Source organism: Cesiribacter sp. SM1 (assembly GCF_020178975.1).
Lineage (GTDB): Bacteria > Bacteroidota > Bacteroidia > Cytophagales > Cyclobacteriaceae > Cesiribacter.
The window spans coordinates 245395-267371 of sequence record NZ_JAHXBU010000088.1; the positions used below are offsets into that span (position 1 = coordinate 245395).

Here is a 21977-nt window from a genome sequence, read left to right on the forward strand (position 1 = left end):
GTACTGGTACTGCCGGGATATTTGCTGTTGCTTGTAGCACTGCTGTTATCAGCCCCCTCTGATTCAAACAGGTTGTATATCTACTCTTTACAGAAGCTTTCTAAGCAATTACGATACTAGCGTGTTTTCTTGTGCTGCAGTAGCCAGTCATATATTTCCTGATTGTTGTAGGTGGGGGTCCAGGAGTCGTGAAAAAGATTGGGGTAAATGGTCACTTTTACATCGCCTCCTGCACGTTTAACTGCATTGACCATCTGATGTGTTTCCTCAACCGGCACAATGTTATCTTTAGCACCATGAAAAGCCCAGATAGGGAGTGTTTTTAGGCTTTTTGCCTGTGATGGATCGCCCCCGCCACAAACAGGAATGATGGCAGCAAATTTTTCCGGATGCGCTGCGGCCCAGTGCCAGGTACCGTATCCACCCATGCTCAGACCAGTGAGGTACACCCGCTCCTCATCATAATTAACTTTTTGCTGTACTTCCTCAAGCCATGCGTTGAGACCGGCTACCGTCCAGTACGAACGGTGGGGGCACTGGGGGTAGGCTGCCACAAAGGGGAAATCTTTTTTATGCTCCAGTACCGATGGCAGTCCCTGAGCCTTAAGCTTTTTTAAATCATTGCCTCTTTCTCCTGCACCATGTAAAAACAACAGTAAGGGCCATTTTTTGGCCCCATCCTGCTGGTAACTTTCAGGATAATAGATATCATATGGATAGGGGTTTTCCATAAGTAGATGCTTTTATATAAGTACCTATGGAGAGAATACTTTGTTTTGGAAATGGCAGGGCAAATTCATTTTTAATTGAATGTATTAACAAAGCATACTTGTGTGTTCGAAAAAGTTGGAACATTGCCGGCGGGAAATGTTATTCCGTTTGTACTCCTCTGTGTTACAGGCTCGTGGGCTGTAAAAAGAAAGTGCCGCACAAATATGAGCGGCACAGTTTAAGGGTAACAAAGTTTAGCCAGCCATCAGGCCTTGCCGTTCTTGTACAGCGGGCTTTGTATCTTTTTGCTTCTGAGTGAGTAAACGGATTTATACTGGTTAACATCGTTAAAAAAAGCATCCAGTTCAATACGCAACTCGGGGTCCATCATGGGCATGAGGGGCTGAGGAACCTGGTGTAGCCTGGGCAGTGACTTCAGGATCGCCTCGTCCCACTGTTGGTAATACTTTTCGAAATCATCAGGTCTAATCACTTTGCGGCAACCAGGGTTTCCGCAGTATACTTCCATTTCATACTGAAGGTTAAAGATGCCGTATTCATCCGTAACCTGTTCGCCAGCCTGAATATCCCGAAGGGCAAATTCGAAACCATAGCCGGTGCTGATTGTATTACTCTGGCAGCAATGGTTTACATATTTGGCAATATCCCAGCTTACAATGCGGTAGCCTCGTTCGTCGATATAGGAGTATTTCTCAATGGCCTGCTGCATTACCAGTGGATGCGTTTTATAGGCTTCAGGAGAAATTTCAATTTCGAGGCTGTCTTTTATGTAGGTGATGGTACCTTCGGGGATGAATTTCTTGGCGAAAACACCATAGCCAATTTCATCATTGATGTAGCGTAACTCCAGATCAGGGTGTATCATATAGGCTAGTAAACTACTGCAGCGGGTTAAGGTTGCAGCAACTTACAAGTTATACAGATTTCACCAGAAAATACAAGAGCAGCCAGCCTGTACAACAATAAAATTAGCAGGCCTTTTTAAGTATTCACAATAGCAGTGGCTTCTATCTCTACCATTAGGGCAGGGTCTATTAGTGCTGCAACCTCTACCATGGTGCAGGCTGGTCTTATTTCTCCAAAAACCTCTCCATGAGCCCTTGCCACTTCCTCCCATTGTTTGATGTCGGTAACAAAAATACGGGTACGGACTACATTCTTAAAGTCTGCTCCAAGCTGCTGCAGGGCATCTCCTATGATTTGTAAAATGCGGCGGGTTTGCTCGTAGGGATCGCCTTCGCCTACCACCATTCCACCTTTAACAGCAGTGGTACCCGCTACTTCAATTATGTTGCCCCATCTGATGGCACGGCTATAACCTACCAGTGGTTCCCATACCGACCCGCTTGAAACACGCTGAACGTTTGGAGAAAGGAGAGAGGGTGTATTCATACTTCCAGGTTAAAATATTTTACAGATGATTATCTATCAAAAACTTGTTATTCATCTACAGGGTTAACCCAGTCGGGCCAGTTAATTACATAAACAACACCCAGGCCAACAGAGAGGTTATTCATCAGCGATTTTGCAGCGAAATCTCTGTAAGGCCTGCCGGTTTTTTCGGCATTGGTAATGGATTGGGTGGTCAGGTATTTGGCATAGGTTCCGCTTAAATAGTCTATGCTGCCTTCGATTCTCCATTTTCTGCCGCCAATCTGCAGGCCTGCACGTGCACCAAAAGTAGGGGTGAGAGAGTTGAAAAAAGGATCATAGGATTCTCCAAGAGAGGGGTCGGAGAATTTAAGTGTTCTGAAGCCCGCTACTGCAAAGGCAAAGGGGTGGAAGTATTTGCCCAGGGTGGCTTTACCACCATAATGAAGGCAGAATGTGTTACTGTATACCTCCAGCTCAGGGGTGTAAGCTGTTGCCGGTAAAGCGCCAAGCCAGTTGCTGTTAAAATGGACACCACCGGCTAATACATTCTTTTCAGCGTTTATGGTTAGTCCTGCTTCGAGGCCCAGCCCGGAATAGGTGTTGCCAAAACTGCCCCTGTAGTCGGTGGTGCGACCTTTCAGGAAAATATCGAGTTGTGCGTAGCCCTGCAACTGCAGGCATAGCAGGCAAAACAGGCTGATAGCTATACTTTTCATCCCGCTGATGCAGATTGAATTAAAATTACAAACAGCTAAATTTTAGCAAACAAAGGGTAAACCTATTGTTCCTGATCTGATAGGCGAAAGTATTAAATTGCCTGATAGCTTGCACCAGTGTTTACACCAGCGGTTAACTATTTATTTAAAACAACTGGGAGAGTTGGTAAAGCAGGGTATATCCGCCCATCCATGTCATTAACAGCACTACCAGTATGCCAAAAACCGTGAGCCAGAGCGGATGCCTGTAGTCGCCCACGATTCTTTTATTATAAGCTGCAAGCAGTATTGTTCCGAGGCTCAGGGGTAAAATCAATCCATTGAGTGCGCCTGCAAGGATCAGGAGTGCAACAGGCTTGCCAATGGTAATGAAGATAAGGGTGGAGATAGCAATAAAACTTATGATAGCCCAATTTTCCCAACGCTCCAGCCGCTTGTTGAAAGACTTGATGAATGTTACTGAAGTATAGGCCGATCCAATAATTGAAGTAATGGCGGCAGATACCATTACAATACCAAACAATTTGTAGCCCGTGTTGCCTGCTGCCAGCCGGAAAACTGCAGCAGGTGGATTTTCCGGGTCAAGCGTAAATCCCTGGCTTACCACTCCCAGCGCAGCCAGAAATAAAAAAATCCTGATTAGAGAGGCAATGCTGATGCCTGAAACAGCACTGCTTGTTACCTGGGGCAAAGCATCTTTGCCTTTGATACCTGCGTCCAGCAGCCGGTGGCCACCAGCAAAGGTAATGTAGCCACCAACCGTGCCCCCAACAAGTGTAATGATGGCAATAATGTCTATTTGCTCAGGCAGCACAGATCTCACCAGCGCTTCCTTGAGAGGTGGAGCAGAGGTAAAGGCCACATACATGATGAGCATGATCATCATGAGTCCCATTAGCTGGGTAAATCGGTCCATCACTCTTTTTGCTTCGCGCAGCAGAAAAATGGCAATGGCAATACCGGCACCCAGTACTGCACCAAACTCGGGGCTTATGCCAAATAATACATTGAAACCCAGACCGGCACCGCCAACATTGCCAATGTTAAAGGCCAGTCCGCCCAGTACAATGAGTGCCGCAATAAATATGCCCATGCCGGGCAATACCATATTGGCAATTTCCTGTGCACGTTTCTCCGATACGGCTATTACCCGCCACACATTCAGCTGCACACCAATATCCAGCACAATAGAAACAAGAATAACAAAGCCAAAGCTGGCTGCAAGGGTTTGGGTAAAAACAGTGGTCTGGGTAAGAAAACCAGGGCCCACAGCAGAGGTTGCCATCAGAAATGCAGCTCCAAGCAGCACGTTTAAGTTTTTCTTTGCTGCCATCAGTCTTCTATCGCTTTTATTTCGATGCCGGCTTCCTGTAGTTTCTGGTAAATATTTTGAGCAAATTCCAGTGCATGGGGTCCGTCGCCATGTATGCAAACTGTATCTGGCTGCAGCTGGTACTGTGTGCCCTGCAGCGTAGTAACTTTATTGTGCCTGACCATTTCCAGTACCTGATTAGCCGCTGCCTCCGGAGCGGTAATCAGGGCGTCAGGCTGGCTCCTGGGGGTAAGGGTGCCATCCTGCTGGTAGCTGCGGTCTGCAAATACCTCCTGGGCTGTTCTAAGCCCGGCACGCCTGCCGGCATCTATAAGCCTACTGCCTGCCAGTCCGTACAGTACCAGTGCCGGATCTGTTTTGTACACAGCCTCGGCAATGGCTTCTGCAATTCTGCTGTTAACAGCAGCCATGTTGTAGAGGGCACCATGCGGTTTTACATGCCGGAGTGCAGCTCCTTCGGCGCGGGTAAAAGCCATCAGGGCTCCTACCTGGTAGAGCACAAACTCATAGACTTCCTCTGGTTTAACAGCCATTTCTCTTCGGCCAAAACCCTGCAGATCGGGCAGGCCCGGATGGGCACCTACAGCCACACCATTTGCAATCGCCATGCCTACTGTTTTTCTCATCACAGCCGGGTCGCCAGCATGAAAGCCGCAGGCAATATTTGCAGAAGAAACATACTGGAGCAATGCCTCATCATTTCCGATGGTAAAGTTGCCAAAACTCTCACCCATGTCACAGTTAAGGTCTATAGACAAGCTGCTCATACCGGCTGGTTTAGTTTAAGATGAATGGCCATTCTTAGCAGCTCAAGCTTATTTCCCTGTTCTGAAAGCAGCTGGTGCGCATCGGCTAATGTTGTTTCTTTAAAATAGATATTTTTTCCTGCCTGTGTCTGCACCAGTGGAGAAAAATCTGCAGAAATAACATTTGCGATGCGGGGATATCCGCCGGTGGTCTGGTGGTCGGCTGTAAGTATGATAGGGTTGCCACTGCCTGGTACCTGTACCGTACCGAAAGTGACTGCACTGGAAAGAATCTCTGCGGGTCTGCTTAAGCTAAGTTCCGGCCCCTGCAGCTGGTAGCCCATGCGGTTCGACCGGGCCGATACTTTAAAAGGCTCATTTAGTAAAGCATCCTGGCTGGCTTTGCTGAAGAGCTGCCATTCCGGTCCCCTGATGAATCTGATCACTGGGTTTTCGTCGTAAGCCGGCAGCAGCTGCGGATCAGGTGCCCAGTGAGCTTCCACTACATGGTTGCCGCTTCCCAGCCTGTAGATAGAATTTAAAAGGGGAAGTATTTCTTTAGCAGTGTTGCATTCCAGCACATCATTTTTCATCAATGCCCTGCCCTTATAACCACCAAACCTGGCAGCCAGGTAGGTAGAGTAGCTTTCCAATACCTTAGGAATGTTAAAACCACCTGCAACAGCCAGGTAGGTGAAGCATCCGCTGCGGGGCGCCCCGAAAGACAGTGTGCTGCCTTTTGGCACCCATATAGGACGCCACATTTTTACGGCAACACCATCAAGCATGGGCGATAAATCTGCCCCGCTTAATGCAATCAGGTAGCTGTTCTCAAAGTAGAGTTCGGGACCCTTCATGCATATTTCCAGGCAGGCTTCCTCCATGTTGTTGCCTGTTAGCAGGTTGGCTATTTTACAGGCATCTAAATCCATGGCCCCGCTCGTTATGATGCCATCTTTTTTGTATTGGTGGCGGCCGGCATCCTGTATGGTACAGAGCAAGCCGGGGCTTATGACTTTAATGCTCATGCCTGCTCCTTTCCATTCGTTCATAATCTTTTGCGGAAACAGGCATAAACCTTAACCTGTCGCCTGCCTGTAAAAGGCTGGGAGGCTGCTTACAGTAACCAAAAAGCGTTATTGGGGTACGGCCAATTAACTGCCAGCCACCCGGCGTTGATATAGGGTAAATGCCAGTCTGCAGGCCGGCAATGCCCACGGATCCGGCCGGTACGCTGGAGCGTGGAGCTGCTTTGCGGGGGCAGGCAATTTTCTTACTTAATCCTCCCAGGTAGGGAAAGCCGGGAGCAAAGCCAATCATATAAACCGTGTACTCCTGCTGACTGTGAATGGCAATTACTTCTTCCGGACTTATGTTGTGATGAGCAGCCACAATATCCAGGTCTGGTCCAAAGCTACCGCCATAGCATACCGGTATTTCTACCAGTCGTCCGGGCATTGGTGCGATATTTTCCAGCTTTGCAGCCAGGCTGGCCAGGTGCCTGTAAAGCACATCGTATGGATCCTCACTGCCGCCATTACCTATGAGCAGGGGAGCGTAGTATATGGTAAGGGTTGTATAAGCGGGCACCCACTCAACAATGCCCGCCAGAGTGTTTTTCTCCAGCAGGGCTGCAAAAGCCTGTATTTTAAGGTGCACTTCCGGGCTTATTTGTTCACCAAACTGCAGCACCATAGCAGTATCGCCAAGAGGGAAGTGTTTGAATGTAGCTTCGGCAGCTTCGGATACATGTAACGGCTGATATTCCAATTCTTTTTTCTGAAAATCACCAATCCAGATCTACGCATTCATCATAAATGCATCTATACAACCCTTCCTTCGGTAAGAGGTTTGATGTTTAAACTGTTTTCCTTGCAGAAGCTATTGAGCCATTAATAAAGCACTTTTTTTCAACTGTGCATTTAGCCCCGGCTATGTTATAAAATTACTATTTTTAAGGAGTAGCAAAGACTTTCTTCAACATAGCAATCTAGAAACCATGAATAACCCAATCTGGATCATGACTTCGGCGTTCAACGAGCTAAGCCTGGAGGAGGTGATCAAAAAAGCACAGGAAGTAGGGGTGCAGGGGCTCGATTTATGCGTGTTTCGCAGAGATGGTACCCGCAACGACTTTGTAGCCACCCACCTGGATTATGAGCAGTTTGGGCTGGAAGATGCAAAAGTGCTGCTGGAAACCTTTAACAAAGCCCGCTTAAGGCTTTCTGTTGGTGCATTTGATAATCTTATTGGCGGAGACCCGGAGCAAAGGCTGAAAAACCAGAACCATTTGCTCGCCCTCATCCGCATTGCACACCTGCTGGGTGGAGATGCCAATGATGTGAAGGTAGGTACATTTGTAGGTTACAACCACGAGCTGGGCAAGCAGGAGGGAGGCTTTCAGAAAAACCTGGAGGAGTATGCAAGGGTTTTCAGTCCTATTATCAAATATGCAGAAGATCTTGGCGTAACTGTTTTATATGAGAACTGCCCTATGGAAGGCTGGCGTTCTGCAGCCTACACAGAAACCTTCAATAACTTAAGTGGTGTACTGGCTGCCCGTAAGCTGATGTATGAGCTGATTCCCAGTAAAGCACATGGCGAAATTTATGACCCATCGCATGATGTATGGCAGCATGTTAACCCCAGCGAGGTAATAGAACACACAGATATGAGCCGGTTGCACCGCATACATGTAAAGGCCACCAGGAAAAAGAATAATGTGTACTGGGGAAATATGTACCCCATGCAGCAGGTAGAAAGGGAACTGGCCAATCGTGCAGCTGTGCCTGTTCCTGCAAATGAATGGGACCGGCATAACTACGAAGCCATGCTGCCAGGTTTTGGTGGCTCCGACAGCATGGACTGGCGCGCCTTTGCAGATACCCTGAAACAGAAGGGATTCAAAGGTCCTTTTGAAATTGAAAATGAAGCAGCCTTATCAAAGGGTACCGGCAATATGGCAGCTATTGTGCAGGGCATGAAAGCGACTACGCTTTACCTGGCTCCCATGCTCTGGAGTCTTGGCCCCGATGGGTACCAGTACAATACCGCAGGTTTTCAGGAGCTGAAGCAGCTTACAGTTAAAGATATTCCGCCTGTGACAATGAAAGATCTGGTATAGCCTGGCACGGAAGCAATGCACAGGCAGGTGAAGGAATAACTAAAACCGCTATAGTGCCTTCCTTATCAAATAAGGAAGGCATGGTTTTTTACCATGCCTGACCTCTGCTCATACTAGAAAGAATAAGATGACTCATCTGCTAGTTTGTGTGAAACATAGGCGATGAGTTAGTTTCGCCGGCTTTTGCCTTTCCTTTTATCCGGTATTGTATGCCCAGGTTAATGAGGTAATCTGCAAAGGCGGCATCACCGTGGCGGGAGGTTCCGGTAAGCCTTTCGGCCTCCTGGTCTGTTACGCTTTGAGGTCTGTTCCTGTGTATGGCAACAGGTACGGAAAGACTAAAAGAAATATCCTTTTTCTGGTAGTTGATACCAGGCTCAACAGAAGTAACAGTGCCGGGGCGTCTGAAGCCGGCACTTCCGCCTAACAGGTCTCTTACAGGAACCCCTTCATGCCTGGCACCTAAAGAAGCACCCAGGCCAGAGTTGCCCAGGCCATAGTTTACACCGGCACGCAGTGCATACTGATCGGGTACCGACATAATTGCTTCATTTTGCAAAACAGGGCTAAGGGTTTCCCTGAATGTACGTACACCGTTAGCTTCTCTCGGGTTTAGCAGGTAAAAGCCACTGCCATAGGCAAACACCCTGTTGGCAAGTTGCCGGTACATTTGTATTTCGGCAGAAAAGCCAAAGCCCCCGTCACCAGGCTGTATTGATTGATCAACCGGCCTAACCTGCGGTTCTCCCTGTGGGCCAACATTATAAAATATATCGGTGGCCTGGTAGTTACCAGTTGGTAATTTTATGCCTAAGCCCACTGCCAGGTTGCCTTTTGTATTTTTGTCTGGAGATATAAGCCAGTAACCAGCTCCCAGCCTCACATCGGCAATGCCTCTTGAAAACGTAGTGTTTCTGCTTGTTCGGCCATGCTCGTAAAGAGAAGATCGTTCATTCAGCACCAGTGGAAGCGATAGATAAGCAAAAGCCCTGTTGCTCATACCATAAGTTAAGCTAAAGTCCCATGCGTGTGAATGGTTTATAACCTCCGTATTATTAGCAATTCGGTCGGGTTCTTCATGTGTTCCCCTGAAGTGGCGAAATGACTTGAAATACCTGTAGTTACTACCCAGCTGCCAGTCTCCTTTGGCTAGTATTGCTGAGCTTAGGGTGTTTCCGTTGCAGGAAGAGAAATGCCTGATGGCTACACAGCCCTGAGCATCTGCCCGATGGCTGTTAAAGAGAGTCAGCAGCACCGCTGCCACAACTGCGGTTTTAAAAACAAGCTTCATATGAATAAAAATGGTTGGTTGGTAAACTGCTAAGTATGTTAAACAGAAGCTAGCTTAAATACACTTCCTCTAATCCAACAGCTCGTATAGAAATAGCTAAATGAAATATAAATAAATTATAATTATATTTTGAAATAATCTAGTACTTTTCTTTGAAACAGGAACATCTGCTAACAAAACTAGTCTGACTATTCCTAACAAGGGTATACACCAGTGCATGTACAAATCAATCGCCCTGGCCAGGGTGAACGTTAGTGGAGCGATTAAGCTTTCGCTTCGGGGTGTTTCTTCTTTCTTGCCTGATCGGGCATTTAAGCATTAAAAGCAACATTATAGCTATCCAGACTCAAAGCATCTTCCTGACAGAACGAGCGGGAACATGTGCCATATCATGTGCTTTATAGCAGGGAGGCGTAGGCAGATATCATGTATATAGATTCCAGCAGACGGTAAGCTGCTTTTTTTATTCATATACAGCAATTTTTGCGTATAAAACCGATGACATTTTTTAAGAATATTTTAACTTGTCTACACAAGTTGCGTACAATATTTTTGTCCCCAGTTGTAGTATTAAAGCCGGTATGAACAAATTTGTAGGTCTGTTATTTTGCACTTGTCTTAGCACTTTTACTCTTTTTGCACAAAACACCAGTCTCCGTAATAGCTTTACACTTTACGAGCTGATTGCATTAGCTAAAGACCAGTCGCCGGCGGCGCTGCAGGCCCAGACAATTAAAGAAAACCGCTACTGGCAGTACAAAACTTACCAGTCTAATTATATGCCGCAGCTGGTACTTAACGGTAGTAATGAGTTTAGCCGTGAGGTAGTGGCCACCAGGCAAAACGACGGTACGTACGCCTTTCCACAGGTAAACCAGAACTTAAGTTCACTGGCGCTTTCGCTGGAGCAGCAGGTTGGTTTTACCGGGAGCCGTATTTTTCTAAGCTCCAGCCTTAACCGCTTCGATAACTTTTATAACAATACTGCTTTCTTTAGCGGAAACCCTGCTTTTATAGGCTTAAGCCAGCCACTGTTTTTCTTCAACGGCTTGAAGTGGGATAAAAAAATTGCTCCCCTTCAGTACGAGGAATCCAAGCGCGAGTATGTAGAGGCAATGGAACAGATAGCAGTAAGCGTAACAGACTTGTTCTTTGATCTGCTGATTTCGCAGGCAAGCCTGGATATAGCCAAAAAGAACCTGGCAAGTAACGAAGACCTTTACCAGATGGCCCAGGACAGAGCGGCTAATTCAAATGGAAATGAAAATGAACTGTTGCAGCTGGAGCTCACAGTAATGCGGGCCAGGCAGCAGGTTGCAAAAGCAGAGCTCGATCTGGAAACTAATACACTACGGCTTAAGGCTTACATAGGCATATCAGACGATGAACCACTTTCGTTGGTACAGCCCAGTGTTATTCCTGAATTTAAAGTAGATACTGAAGTTGCCCTTGCACAAGCACATAAAAACAGAAGGGCCTCTGTAGCCTTTGAACGCAGAAAGCTGGAAGCAGCAAAAGGTGTTGCCTGGGCGAAAGGCAGTGGTGGGCTGGATGCTAACATCGAAGCCACTTTTGGCCTCACTAATCGCGGCGATGTGCTGACAGAAGTGTACAATGCCCCGGACGATCAGCAGGCAGTCATGATCAATTTCAGTGTACCTGTTATGGACTGGGGCCGCCAGAAATCGCGATACAAAACAGCAGAAGCAAACCAGAGGTTAACGGATTACACAGTTGAGCAGGACCAGATAAACTTTGAACAGGAGGTAATTACCCATGTGCGTATGTTCAGTATGCGCAAACAGCAGGTAACAATAGCAAAGAAAAGCGATGAAATTGCCCAGAAGCGTTATGCTATTGCACAAAGAAGGTATGTGCTGGGAGAAATAAGCATTACAGACCTGAATATTGCCATGCAGGAGAAGGACGAAGCCAAGAGAAGTTATATAGCATCATTGGAGGAATTCTGGAAAGCCTATTACCAGTTGCGCAAGCTAACCCTGTATGATTTTGAGCATAACATCAGCATCGTTTTATAAAGATTTCACTGAGTGTGAGCAACCTATGTAAGGTTAGTTAAGAGGGGTACCCTCATAGCAGCTTTTAAGATTTCTTTCTATTCTAATTACCGGCCCCTTAGTTAAGGTAAATCATTTATATGTCATCAGCGCCACAATATCAGAAGCTTCAGCAAAAGCTGAAGAGCCAGATTCTGTCGGGAATGTATACAGATGGAGATCTGCTGCCTTCTGAAAATGAACTTAGCCGCACACACAGTCTCAACAGGGTAACGGTACGCCATGCGTTAAGTGTGCTGGAGCAGGAGGGGTACATTACCAAACGGCAGGGAAAGGGCAGTGTGGTTCAGCTCAAAAGAAATAGCCTTGGCTTGCTGTCTTTCAAAGGGTTTACAGAGGTGGTGGGCAGTGCACAGCATACAGTAAAAACCCAGATCCTTTACGGCCCCCAATCATTGAATTGGCCGGCTCCTTTCTTCTATGAGTTGAATGGATCCGAGTCAGAAGCTGGTTGTATTTACCTGGAGCGCCTGCGCTTTGCAGATGAGGATGCAGTTATGCTGGAGCATACCTACATTCCTGACCTGGACCTGCCGGCTTTCAGCTCCCGAAAGCTCATCAACGACTCGCTTTTTGCCACCCTGGCCCTGCAATATGGAGTTGAGATCATGAATATGGAGCAGGATGTAAGGGCGGTGCTGGCAGATCCTTCCGTTGCCGAAAAATTAATGATGGAACCCGGCAGCCCACTTATTCATTTGTACCGTAAATATGGTACTAACCGTGGCAACTTTTACATCTACAGCTCTATCTACTGCAACACCCAAAAGTATGCCATGGGGTCTTTTATTTCCTGATAAACAGGGATATACCTGTACGTATTTAACTTTTATCGATCTTCTGCCATGGGAGTTGATTCAAAGGGCAGCGCAGTAAATTCCCTTTACTTCAGGAAGTACGCAATGTTTTTTGTTTAAAGGCAGGGCAGGGGGTATCTTTGATGCTGCTATCTAATACAATTTTTTTATGCTAAGAGAGTCACAGCCTATCCACCTGGTAGAGTGCCCCCGGGATGCCATGCAGGGCCTTCACGATTTTATCCCTACTGAGCGCAAGGCAGCTTACCTTAACCAGTTGCTGCGGGTAGGCTTTTCCACACTGGATTTTGGCTCCTTTGTTTCACCAAAGGCCATACCACAAATGCGCGATACCGCAGAGGTGCTGCAGCAGCTGGATTTAAGCCAAACATCCACAAAGTTACTGGCCATTGTAGCCAATGAGCGTGGGGCAGAAGCAGCCGTTGAGCATGCGCAAATCCATTACCTGGGCTTTCCGCTGAGTATCAGCGAAACTTTTCAGCAACGCAATACAAACCGCAGCATTGAGGAGGCTTTTAATATTTTACAGAATATCCAGAACTTATGTATCAGGCACCACAAAACCCTTGTTACCTACATCAGCATGGGTTTTGGCAATCCTTATGGCGATGCCTATAGTATTGAACTTGTAGAAGCGTTTGTGAACCGGCTTAAGCAGATGGAAGTTAGGGTAGTGAGCCTTTCCGATACTGTAGGAACTGCTATTGAAGAAGATGTAAGCCTCTTGTTTAAGCGCATCAGCGGTGCATTCCCTGATATAGAGACTGGCGTACACCTGCATGCACGTTATTCAGATGTAGCTGCAAAAACCAAGGCTGCCTGGCTGGCAGGCTGCAGGCGAATAGATGGTGCGTTGAAAGGCTTTGGTGGCTGCCCCATGGCCAATGATAGTCTGGTGGGTAATATGGCCACGGAAGAAGTGATCAGGGCACTGGAGGAACTTGGAGTGGCACCCGGCCTAAACCAGGAGGAGTTGCATAAAAGTCTGCTGATGGCAGGCACAATATTCCCAGCACGATAGCCGCAGCCTTACTGTACTGTATGGCTAAAGCCCACATGCTGCTATGTATGGCCCAAAAAATAGTCAGCATCTTATTCCAGTCAGGCAGAGTACGTATAGGGTGCCGCTCTTCTTTACACTCTGTTAGTTGATGATCAACTAAAAAGGGATCTGTTGCGTTATTTATATAAAAGCAACAGATATGAAACTCAGATTATTAGCATATATAAGTATTTGGTTATTAGTGGCAACGGCCTGTGCATCTGGCGGGGTTGCCACCGTAGATAAGCCAGCCTCACCCAACCTGGTTTCTCCGGAGGGGGAGGAAGATGAGTATGAACTTACCATCATAGACCCGGGCTTTGAACGCTGGTTTGCCCTGCATGGCAGGCCTGTAAATTATTACACCCCCACCCACTACGAGCAAAGAAATAAGCAGTATGTTATTCAATGGAATTCGCTGGTTTCCCAGCGGGGCAGCTTTGGTAGTGCAGATTTTCCATTTGAAAACTATATTGACTACAGGATGGACACTGACTATGGCCTGGAACTAAATTATGAGCTGTATTGGTATTTCCGGTACATAGAATCATTGTATGGCCGCAGGTATGGTTTTGGTTTAGGCGGCAGGAATTCATAATCTCATTACTGAACAATAGATGAGCAAAGGGAAAGAGCAGAACTGACTGAAGTTTTGCTCTTTTTTATGTATCAGGGATTTCCGTAATTTAATTTGTATGTGCACCGTTAGGTTTTCTGTGTTTGTTGTGCAAATATTACATGGTACAGGATTAGGGGGCTTTGGGTTAGATTGCCCCGGCAGGACCTGCTACTTTAGCGTTGTAATTGGAGGTAAATACCTTTTTCCTTTTGCTTATGAAATCCTTTATCCTGACCTGCTTTTCGTTCCTGTTGCTCACTTTCGGTGCCAATGCACAGGGCGACGCTATCGCATACCTGCAAGATGGCAGTAAACACTATGCTTCTAAAAACTATAAAGAGGCATTTTTGAACTTTAACAAAGCCATTGAGGCAGATCCAACCTTTGCCCAGGCATATTATATGCGGGGTAATGCCAAAAAAGCTTTCGACGACCTGCATGGTGCCATGAAGGACCTGAACAAAGCAATCGAATTGAACCATAACCTGATAGATGCCTACTTTATAAGAGGCACCTTAAAATTTGAGCTGCAGGATTACTATGGTGCTATTTACGATTTTACAAAAGTGATAGACCTGAACCCAAGCCATCAGCAGGCCTATTACAGCCGTGGCATGGCCAAACAGCAAATCGAAGCTTACGAAGATGCCATCAACGACTGTACAAAGTTGATAGAGCTTAACCCCAGGAACATAGATGCTTACTTTTTACGTGGCCTGCTGCGTATTGAGCATGGCCGTACCGAAGCCGGTTGCCTTGATTTAAGCAAAGCTGGCGAGCTGGGAGATATCAAGGCTTACGAAGTAATTCGTGAGAAGTGTAATCAGAAATGTTTTGTTCGAGAGGCTTACTAGTTGTTGCTGATGCATGCTTTTCTTCGCTGAACAGCATGTATCATGCGCAGCCAGTTGCTTAATAGATTAATTGATTAAATAGGTGTTATGTATGTGCGCTCTGGTTATTCCAGAGCTTTTTTATTTTCTAGAGGCTAAGGGCAAACTTCTTACCTGGCAGGGCGCGCACCAGGCCTTTCAGCTCCAGTTCTAAAAGCACACCGGCCAGCTGCGAAAGCGGAATCTGGCTTCGCCAGCTCAGCTCATCTATCTGGTAACCTGCCGGCTGCTGCTCCAGCAGGTTCACTACAGCCTGCTCTCTTTCACTTAAATCTGGTATACTGGCAGCCAGGGGCTTCTTTTCTTCTTTGGAGCTATTCCATCGTAATTCGTTCACCAGGTCTTCGGCAGAGCGGTAAATGTGTGCCTGTTGCCTGCTAATGAGTGCATGGCAACCGGCAGAGTACTCACTCATGAGGCTGCCGGGAACGGCAAATACCTCCCGGTTGTAGTCAAGGGCAAGTTCTGCAGTGATAAGAGCACCACCTTTGGCTGCAGCTTCAATCACTACAACGGCATCGGCCATGCCGGCAATAATGCGGTTTCGGGCAGGGAAATTGTAGGCATCCGGTTGGGTGCCAAAAGGGTATTCTGTAAGCAGGCCACCATCCCTGAGCATATCAGTTGCTGTAGAGCGGTGGGCAGGAGGATAGATGATATCAGGGCCACTGGCCATTACACCAATGGTGGCTAAGCCGGCTTTGAGGCATGCCCTGTGGGCGATAACATCAATTCCATAGGCCAGGCCGCTCACAACAAGAGGCTGGTAGGGCAGCAGGCTTTCCACCATTTGCTCTGTTACAGTTCTGCCATAACTGGTGGCTTTGCGGGTACCAACAATGGCAATGGTACGGGGGTGGTTTAAGCTTGATTTACCCCGGTAGTACAACACAATGGGGGCATCTGCTATTTGCTTCAGGCGGTAGGGGTAGTCGGCCTCTGTGTACATCAGTATCTGCAGCGCTTCCTGTTGCGCTCTTTGCAAAATACTTTCGGCTTCTTTGAGGGGCTGTGCCAAAGCCAGGTTGGAGAGGATCTTTTCACCGATCCCAGGTACCCGGCTAAGCTTATTTCTGTTGGAGGAAAAAACTGCAGCAGCAGAACCGCAGTAGCTGACCAGGTTTTTAGCAAGCAACGGACCTACGCCCGCAACACGAGTTAAAGCAACCTGGCATAGCTTTTCCTGTTCCATGTTAAGGCATGCTGTTCTTCAGCTCATCCAGGAATACCCTGATATCCTTGAGTGAATCAATAAGTTTAAGACGGTCCTGCATACGGCTGTGGTTGTTCTTGAGCATATCTTTAGCTCCCTGCAGCGTAAATCCCTTTTCTTTTACCAGGTGGTAGATGAGCTTAACATTTTCAATATCTTCCCTGGTAAACTGGCGGTTGCCTTTACGGTTTTTCTTCGGCTTTATGATGTCAAACTCATTCTCCCAAAAACGTATGAGTGAGGTTGTTACCCCTAACTGGGTGGCCACTTCTCCGATGGAAAAATATTTTTTCTCTATTTTCTTTTCTTTGTATGCCACGGCCCGATCCGGTTTACGTATTGTAAAGTCTGCTTATATTTTATTGTAAAAATACAGCAGATAAAGCTTTAAACGCACAAACAACTAAGTTTTTGTGCAAATTTCTTCTTTAAAATCAGATAAAATTTAAACAGAGTTCTTTGAATAAAATTATAAGTGCGTACAGAACGCAGGAATTCTTTTTTATTTAAAGGCTTCTGCTTGTATGAGTAATCTAAAATAACAAATTTTCAACCTGTTGAAAAAGTAGGTTCCAGTAAATCTTTATCCACAATGGGCGCAGGGTCTAATAATCAGGAAGTTCCATTATTGAAAAGCAGGATAGCTCCAACGCCAAGTGGTTACCTGCATAAGGGTAATGCTTTTTCGTTCGTACTCACCTGGTTGCTTGTTCGTAGTGCCGGGGGGATGCTGCAGTTGCGTATTGATGATTCGGATACTTCCCGCTCCAGGCCGGAGTATATCCAGGAAATCTTCAGGTGCCTCGACTGGCTGGGACTAGATTGGGATGAGGGGCCGGAAAGTCCGGCTGATTTCACCTCTCAATACTCTCAGCAGCTAAGGTTTGAGGAGTATCATGCATTGCTGGAGGTACTTAAAAATGAAGGTTATCTCTATGCCTGTGACTGTAGCAGAAGCAGGGTGCGTGAGCGCTGGAATGGTGGTGTTTACAGAGGCAGTTGCAGGGAAAGCAGGCTTTCTTTCGATACTGCAGGAACAGCATGGCGAATTGTGGTGCCCGAAGAAACAATCTGTTTCCGGGAGGTGGGGCAGGAGGAGCGTTGTCTGCCACTGGCGCAGGAAATGGGAGATTTTGTGGTTAGGCGCAAAGAAGGTATTCCTGCCTACCAGCTTGCTTCCCTTTCCGATGATATGGCCCATGGTATCAACTTCATTGTTCGTGGAAAAGACCTGTTGTATTCCACTGCAGCCCAGGTGTTTATAGCCAGTTGTTTAACCTCTCAATCGAAGAACCAGGAGCTACAGCAAAAAGCGCTGCTTTTTCAGAAATCAGTTTTTTTACATCACCCCCTGCTGCTGGATGAGAAGGGGAAAAAACTATCTAAATCTGCAGGAAGCACCTCAATCATGAGCCTTCGGGAGGCAGGTGGCAATCCCATGCCTATCTATTCACTGGTGGCAGATTTCCTGTCTTTACCAGCCGATGCCGCAGCTTCGCTCAGCAGCCTGCAGAAAGCAGTTGCTGAAACTAAAGTGCTGGCAACACTCTTCGGTCCTGGATGATATTAGAAATGCTGGCAAACTGGCAACGGTGCTGGCGATCAGTTTTTGCAAGGTGCAGCTTTGTTTATTGTGCTGATGCTTCTCACAGATGAAAAACATCAGCCATTACCGCATGCTCGCCCATGAGCCTTTCTTTACCGGGGCTATCATATAGCACAAGCAGTCCTCTATCCTCCAGCAGTACCATGCCTTCGGCCTTGTTAATGCCATGGGTATTACTTTTGTGAGGTATGGTTGCAATTTCCTCCAGCTCCTGCCTGGTGATCAGGGGCTTCTCATCGTGTGTGGCAGCGTTTTTCCAGCGATAGATTGCCATGGTGCCATCCAGGTCCATGGTTGGCCCTGCCAGGATGAGCAGATCATTGCCATCTGTTGCCATTTCGCGAACGCCCATGCCATGCAGCTGCATAAAAAATTTGTTGTACTTAAGCCCGTTCCTGCCTATTTCTTTCAGCACCAGCTCATGGTTCTCATCCAGCTCGGTTTGTATTTCAAGAACGATTGCCCAGCCCCGGAGAACAGGCCCCCGCAGGCCCAGAAAAACCCTTTCGCCAATAGCAGCCATCCCTTCTATATCAAAGCCATTGTCTTTTCCCGGTATCTTCATGTAATCCTTCAGGTGCTCATCATTCTTCAATGCCTTGCTAAGCTGACTTTTCTTTTTGCCGTGCTTAAGCTTGGCGGCTGTCAGGGTTTTAGTTGGGTCTTCAGGATCTGGGCAGGATTTGCTTAGCACATACTCGCCCTTTTCATTTGGCTGGCAGGGTATTCGGAGCAGCAATACCCTGTTTGGGTCCATAGATACCTTAGTTAATTTCCTGACTGCTTTTTCGGGATCATCAGTCTTTTTAGAAATATTGCAGCGCTTAAGGCTGTGAGAGCCAGTTATCCAGAGGTAGCGGCCATCAAAATCCATTCCTTCAACATCAGCCTCATCTATCTGGCTAACAAGTTCAATGTAATCTCCCAGGTGAAATGTTGTGCAGTTACCCCAGCCCTCTTCTGTTTTTTCCAGGCGTTGAATACTGATCTGCTCATCACCTGCTACCCACAGGTAGTTTCCGCTGCGTGTGGCTGCAGAGAGGCCGTTGCGCAGGTCTTTATCAATCAGATGATCGCCCATGGCGCCAGTTAGGTCAATTAGTACTTTACTTTTCTTCATAACATTAAGGGGTGGTGTATTGCTCTGTTAATATACAACAAGCTGTAAACTGTTTTGCCAATGCCTAAGGGTATTGGCTCTATGTTAAACAAGAAAGGCTAATCTTTACAGAGAATCCTCCATAAAGATTAGCCTTTGGCTTACTTTGAATTTGTTTACAGTCCTCTGAACCACCTTTCAGCCTCACCCCAGGGTATACGGCTCAGGAGCAACACCATGGCAATAGTATAGAAAATGGCTGCGGTTTTATGCTTTGCCACATCTGTTGTAGCACGTTTAGACCTGGCGCGACCTATTTGGGCCACCACCACTGCAATAATGTTTACAGCTATATGCTCTACTGCCCAAAAGCGCAGGTAAGAGTCTCTCATGGCTGCTCCAAAATCACTGAATGCCTGTTGAACATAAGGGCTGAGGAAAAAGTACAGAATAAGGCCAATGAGCAGGTTAAGGTGTAGCAGTCCTATAAAACCTGCCGACATGCCGTTGTCACCCTTTAGATATGGTTTATTGCCAAACCAGCCACTGTAAGATTTGATGATCACCACCAGCCCCAGTACTAAAATAAACCAGCGAATCCAGGAATGGAGAAAAAGAAAAATCTGATAGGAAGTCATAGTTGATAAGTTTTGCGGCAAGATAAGCAGTAAGCCATATCTTGCCAAACAATAAAGGCCTCAGGCAGATTTATCATAAAAAAGAGAAAATATGTTAGATGATATCATTAAAGATTTAAAGGGTGCGATAGGAAACGATGTACAGCAACGTTCGGGCCTTGATCCCGCCAAAGCTGATCGTGCCATTGAAATGGCAGGACAAAGCGCCAAAGAAGTAGCAGAAGATGAGGTCCGCAGGGGAAACCTGCAGGGCTTAATGGGACTGATGAACCAGAAGGGAGGTGCCAGTCATGAAAACCCAATTGTTGGAAAAATAGGTGCTAACCTGGTGGGTAAACTTGTATCTAACCTGGGTTTAACACCGCAGGTAGCCAAACAGGTAGAAGGTGTGGTGGTGCCGCTGATGATTAATTTTGTGAGCGACAGGTTCCAGAACACCAAAGGAGGTATGGGCGGACTGGCCAGCATCCTGGGCGGTGGCAAATCGGGTGGCCTGGGCGGTATGCTGGGTGGTTTCTTTAAATAAAGTGCTTAGATCAGGTTAAACAGAGAGCCTGTAGTAACTGCAGGCTTTTCTTGTTTATGCCAGCTCATATCCAAGCAAATGATACATTAGTTCTCTGAAAATCTTACCCCTCCGCCAGCTTCCAGACAGGCTGTGGGTGCTTACTGTTGCAGGTTTATAGATCTATCAAGGTATAAGTACGGCCTTGCTTGCGGATCCGCAGGTAGGGAACCTCTCCGTTTTCACCGGCTAAAAAGTAGCCATGGTACTGGTGAATGATTTCACCTCCCGGCGCAGAGATGAAGAGTTTGTAGTCGGTATGCCTTCTAACATCTATGGCACCTATCAGAATATCATAATAGCCATCTTTGTATACATCGCGCAAATAGACGGCCTCGAAGCTATTTATGTTTTCGGAGGCTTCTATCGGTATTTCGTTCTGGTCCAGGTAAAGATCAAGATCGCTGTCGTATAAAGCCTGGCTGCTGCTGCCACCGGTATTCCACTCCAGCTCTATGACCAGCCCTCTGTCGCTTCTTAATACGTTAGATGGTATAACAGCATCTCTCTCGGGTTTACAGGATATCAGCAGACTGCCAATCAGCAGGATTATGATAAAAGAAGGTAATGTTTTCATCGTCTTTAAGTCTGGCGTTTAACATATACAGAGGCCCTGTAAGGGCTTACCTTTAACAGGATTTTAATGATGTACATGCAAAGCCTGGGCCAGAAAAGGAGAAAATAGTTCCTTTAGCCGTTATAATATTTCAAGGCACTAAGATTCAGCTGCTTAATGAGCAAAAAAAAGCCGGCATGGAGCCGGCTTTCCTATGAATACTGCTTGTTCTCTACTTATTGAGCGCTGTAACACCTGGTAGTTCTTTACCCTCGAAATACTCAAGCAGAGCACCACCACCGGTAGATACATAGCTAACATCGTTGCCATAGCCCAGCTGGTTAACCGCTGCTGCAGAATCGCCCCCGCCAATCAGGGAATAAGCTCCTTTGCTGGTAGCTTCGGCCACGGCTTTGGCTACAGCTTTGGTTCCTTCGGCAAATTTTTCCATTTCAAACACACCCATTGGTCCGTTCCACAGAATGGTTTTAGACTCCCGCAGGGTACGCAGAAAAATTTCCTGTGCTTCAGGTCCAATATCAAGTCCCATCCAGCCATCTGGTATGGCATGGTTGCTGGCTACTTTGGTGTTGGCGTCCTTATCGAACTTATCAGCAATGATGGAGTCGATAGGCAATTTGATTTCCACGCCTTTTTCTTTGGCGCGTTTGATGAGGTCGCTGGCAAGGTCTACTTTATCAGCTTCTACCAGTGAGTTGCCTATCTGGCCACCCAGGGCTTTGAAGAAGGTGTAAGACATACCACCACCAATGATGAGGTAATCTACCTTATCGAGCAGCTTTTCTATTACCTCTATCTTGTCTGATATTTTAGCACCGCCCATAATGGCAGTAAAAGGTCGCTGTGGATTTTCGAGCACCATTTTAGCATTATCCAGCTCGGCCTGCATTACGTAGCCGGCTACTTTATCCTGCATAAAATCTGCTACCACTGCCGTAGAGGCATGCGCACGGTGTGCTGTACCAAAGGCATCCATCACCCACACATCACCTAACTGAGAGAGTTTCTGGGCAAAATCTTTGTCGCCTTTTTCTTCCTGCTTATAAAAACGCAGGTTCTCCAGCAACAGCACCTGGCCTGGCTGCAGGTTCCGGGCTTTCTGACGGGCTTCTTCGCCTATGCAATCAGGGGCGAACTGCACCTCGCGGCCCAGTTCACGAGTGAGGTAGGGCACCAGGTGCCTAAGCGAATATTTATCTTCCGGACCTTCTTTAGGGCGGCCCAGGTGCGACATCAGGATCACGGAGCCACCGTCGTTAATAATCTTATTGATAGATGGCAGGGCAGCTTTAAGTCTTGTGTCGTCGGTAATTTCATTTTGCTTGTTCAGCGGCACGTTAAAGTCAACACGCATCAAAGCTCTCTTACCAGAAAAATTGTACTGATCCAGCGTTTTCATGTTGAAAGTTTCAGTTTTAGGTTTATGATTTCAAGTTACACATTCTAAAGAAAAAAGTTTCTGATATAAATCAGCTCTTTGAAAAACTGCCATATAAAGCACCTCTGTTACAGG

At 46.8% G+C, this 21977-nt stretch carries 23 protein-coding genes; 8 read left to right on the plus strand and 15 right to left on the minus strand.

Features of this window, described 5'->3' with window-relative positions; translation table 11 throughout:
• Positions 1-116: 116 nt before the first annotated feature.
• The 8 genes from KWJ01_RS14825 to pxpB form a co-directional block, all read right to left on the minus strand.
• Positions 117-731, minus strand: a complete 615-nt coding sequence (locus KWJ01_RS14825; RefSeq protein WP_224997371.1) for a prolyl oligopeptidase family serine peptidase — start codon at positions 729-731, stop codon at positions 117-119.
• A gap of 245 nt (positions 732-976) precedes the next feature.
• A complete protein-coding gene (locus KWJ01_RS14830; protein WP_224997373.1) occupies positions 977-1597 on the minus strand; it encodes an SET domain-containing protein in 621 nt (206 codons plus the stop codon).
• 116 nt (positions 1598-1713) lie between these two features.
• Positions 1714-2124 (minus strand): RidA family protein, encoded by a 411-nt coding sequence (locus KWJ01_RS14835; protein WP_224997375.1) that lies wholly within the window; start codon positions 2122-2124, stop codon positions 1714-1716.
• A 47-nt stretch (positions 2125-2171) separates the two neighbouring features.
• Positions 2172-2822 (minus strand): hypothetical protein, encoded by a 651-nt coding sequence (locus tag KWJ01_RS14840; RefSeq protein WP_224997377.1) that lies wholly within the window; start codon positions 2820-2822, stop codon positions 2172-2174.
• Between the two features lie 145 nt (positions 2823-2967).
• Positions 2968-4155, minus strand: coding sequence for an NRAMP family divalent metal transporter (locus KWJ01_RS14845; protein ID WP_224997379.1), 1188 nt, complete (start codon positions 4153-4155; stop codon positions 2968-2970).
• Positions 4155-4922 carry a LamB/YcsF family protein gene (locus KWJ01_RS14850; protein ID WP_224997381.1) on the minus strand — a complete coding sequence of 256 codons (768 nt, stop codon included), beginning with the start codon at positions 4920-4922 and terminating at the stop codon, positions 4155-4157. Before KWJ01_RS14850 ends, KWJ01_RS14845 begins: the two co-directional genes overlap by 1 nt.
• Positions 4919-5953, minus strand: a complete 1035-nt coding sequence (locus KWJ01_RS14855) for a biotin-dependent carboxyltransferase family protein (protein WP_224997383.1) — start codon at positions 5951-5953, stop codon at positions 4919-4921. The genes KWJ01_RS14850 and KWJ01_RS14855 overlap by 4 nt, the downstream gene beginning before the upstream one ends.
• On the minus strand, positions 5919-6671 hold the full coding sequence (gene pxpB / locus KWJ01_RS14860; RefSeq protein ID WP_224997385.1) for a 5-oxoprolinase subunit PxpB: 753 nt from the start codon (positions 6669-6671) through the stop codon (positions 5919-5921). Before pxpB ends, KWJ01_RS14855 begins: the two co-directional genes overlap by 35 nt.
• A gap of 229 nt (positions 6672-6900) precedes the next feature.
• Between pxpB and KWJ01_RS14865 the strand changes: the two genes are divergently transcribed.
• A complete protein-coding gene (locus tag KWJ01_RS14865; protein ID WP_224997387.1) occupies positions 6901-8025 on the plus strand; it encodes a sugar phosphate isomerase/epimerase in 1125 nt (374 codons plus the stop codon).
• A gap of 139 nt (positions 8026-8164) precedes the next feature.
• On the opposite strand, the gene KWJ01_RS14870 is transcribed toward KWJ01_RS14865, so the two are convergent.
• Complete coding sequence (locus KWJ01_RS14870) at positions 8165-9316, minus strand: hypothetical protein (RefSeq protein WP_224997389.1); 1152 nt, start codon at positions 9314-9316, stop codon at positions 8165-8167.
• 581 nt (positions 9317-9897) lie between these two features.
• Here KWJ01_RS14870 and KWJ01_RS14875 point away from each other — a divergent pair.
• The 5 genes from KWJ01_RS14875 to KWJ01_RS14895 all read left to right on the plus strand — a co-directional run bounded on the left by KWJ01_RS14875 (position 9898) and on the right by KWJ01_RS14895 (position 14727).
• On the plus strand, positions 9898-11355 hold the full coding sequence (locus KWJ01_RS14875) for a TolC family protein (protein ID WP_224997391.1): 1458 nt from the start codon (positions 9898-9900) through the stop codon (positions 11353-11355).
• Positions 11356-11474: 119 nt separating this feature from the next.
• Entirely contained in the window at positions 11475-12191 is a 717-nt protein-coding gene (locus KWJ01_RS14880; protein ID WP_224997392.1) for a GntR family transcriptional regulator, read from the plus strand.
• Between the two features lie 169 nt (positions 12192-12360).
• Positions 12361-13233 (plus strand): hydroxymethylglutaryl-CoA lyase, encoded by an 873-nt coding sequence (locus KWJ01_RS14885; protein WP_224997394.1) that lies wholly within the window; start codon positions 12361-12363, stop codon positions 13231-13233.
• 181 nt (positions 13234-13414) lie between these two features.
• Positions 13415-13852, plus strand: coding sequence for a DUF6146 family protein (locus tag KWJ01_RS14890; RefSeq protein WP_224997396.1), 438 nt, complete (start codon positions 13415-13417; stop codon positions 13850-13852).
• A 236-nt stretch (positions 13853-14088) separates the two neighbouring features.
• On the plus strand, positions 14089-14727 hold the full coding sequence (locus KWJ01_RS14895) for a tetratricopeptide repeat protein (RefSeq protein ID WP_224997397.1): 639 nt from the start codon (positions 14089-14091) through the stop codon (positions 14725-14727).
• Between the two features lie 127 nt (positions 14728-14854).
• On the opposite strand, the gene dprA is transcribed toward KWJ01_RS14895, so the two are convergent.
• Positions 14855-15958 carry a DNA-processing protein DprA gene (dprA, locus tag KWJ01_RS14900; RefSeq protein ID WP_224997399.1) on the minus strand — a complete coding sequence of 368 codons (1104 nt, stop codon included), beginning with the start codon at positions 15956-15958 and terminating at the stop codon, positions 14855-14857.
• Between the two features lies 1 nt (position 15959).
• On the minus strand, positions 15960-16298 hold the full coding sequence (locus KWJ01_RS14905; protein WP_224997400.1) for a MerR family transcriptional regulator: 339 nt from the start codon (positions 16296-16298) through the stop codon (positions 15960-15962).
• 309 nt (positions 16299-16607) lie between these two features.
• On the opposite strand from KWJ01_RS14905, the gene KWJ01_RS14910 reads away from it, so the two are divergent.
• The gene (locus tag KWJ01_RS14910; protein ID WP_224997401.1) at positions 16608-17543 is read left to right on the plus strand and encodes a glutamate--tRNA ligase family protein; all 936 of its coding nucleotides are present in this window, start codon (positions 16608-16610) and stop codon (positions 17541-17543) included.
• 82 nt (positions 17544-17625) lie between these two features.
• Here KWJ01_RS14910 and KWJ01_RS14915 read toward each other — a convergent pair whose 3' ends face one another.
• On the minus strand, positions 17626-18705 hold the full coding sequence (locus KWJ01_RS14915; protein ID WP_224997402.1) for a DUF3616 domain-containing protein: 1080 nt from the start codon (positions 18703-18705) through the stop codon (positions 17626-17628).
• A 155-nt stretch (positions 18706-18860) separates the two neighbouring features.
• A complete protein-coding gene (locus KWJ01_RS14920; protein ID WP_224997403.1) occupies positions 18861-19322 on the minus strand; it encodes a hypothetical protein in 462 nt (153 codons plus the stop codon).
• Positions 19323-19413: 91 nt separating this feature from the next.
• Here KWJ01_RS14920 and KWJ01_RS14925 point away from each other — a divergent pair, with 91 nt between their 5' ends.
• Entirely contained in the window at positions 19414-19848 is a 435-nt protein-coding gene (locus tag KWJ01_RS14925) for a hypothetical protein (protein WP_224997404.1), read from the plus strand.
• Positions 19849-20002: 154 nt separating this feature from the next.
• Here the strand turns inward: KWJ01_RS14925 and KWJ01_RS14930 are convergent, their stop codons facing one another.
• Together KWJ01_RS14930 and pgk are read right to left on the minus strand one after the other, a co-directional pair.
• Positions 20003-20464, minus strand: coding sequence for a hypothetical protein (locus KWJ01_RS14930; RefSeq protein WP_224997405.1), 462 nt, complete (start codon positions 20462-20464; stop codon positions 20003-20005).
• A gap of 211 nt (positions 20465-20675) precedes the next feature.
• A complete protein-coding gene (pgk, locus tag KWJ01_RS14935; RefSeq protein WP_224997407.1) occupies positions 20676-21863 on the minus strand; it encodes a phosphoglycerate kinase in 1188 nt (395 codons plus the stop codon).
• Positions 21864-21977: the final 114 nt, after the last annotated feature.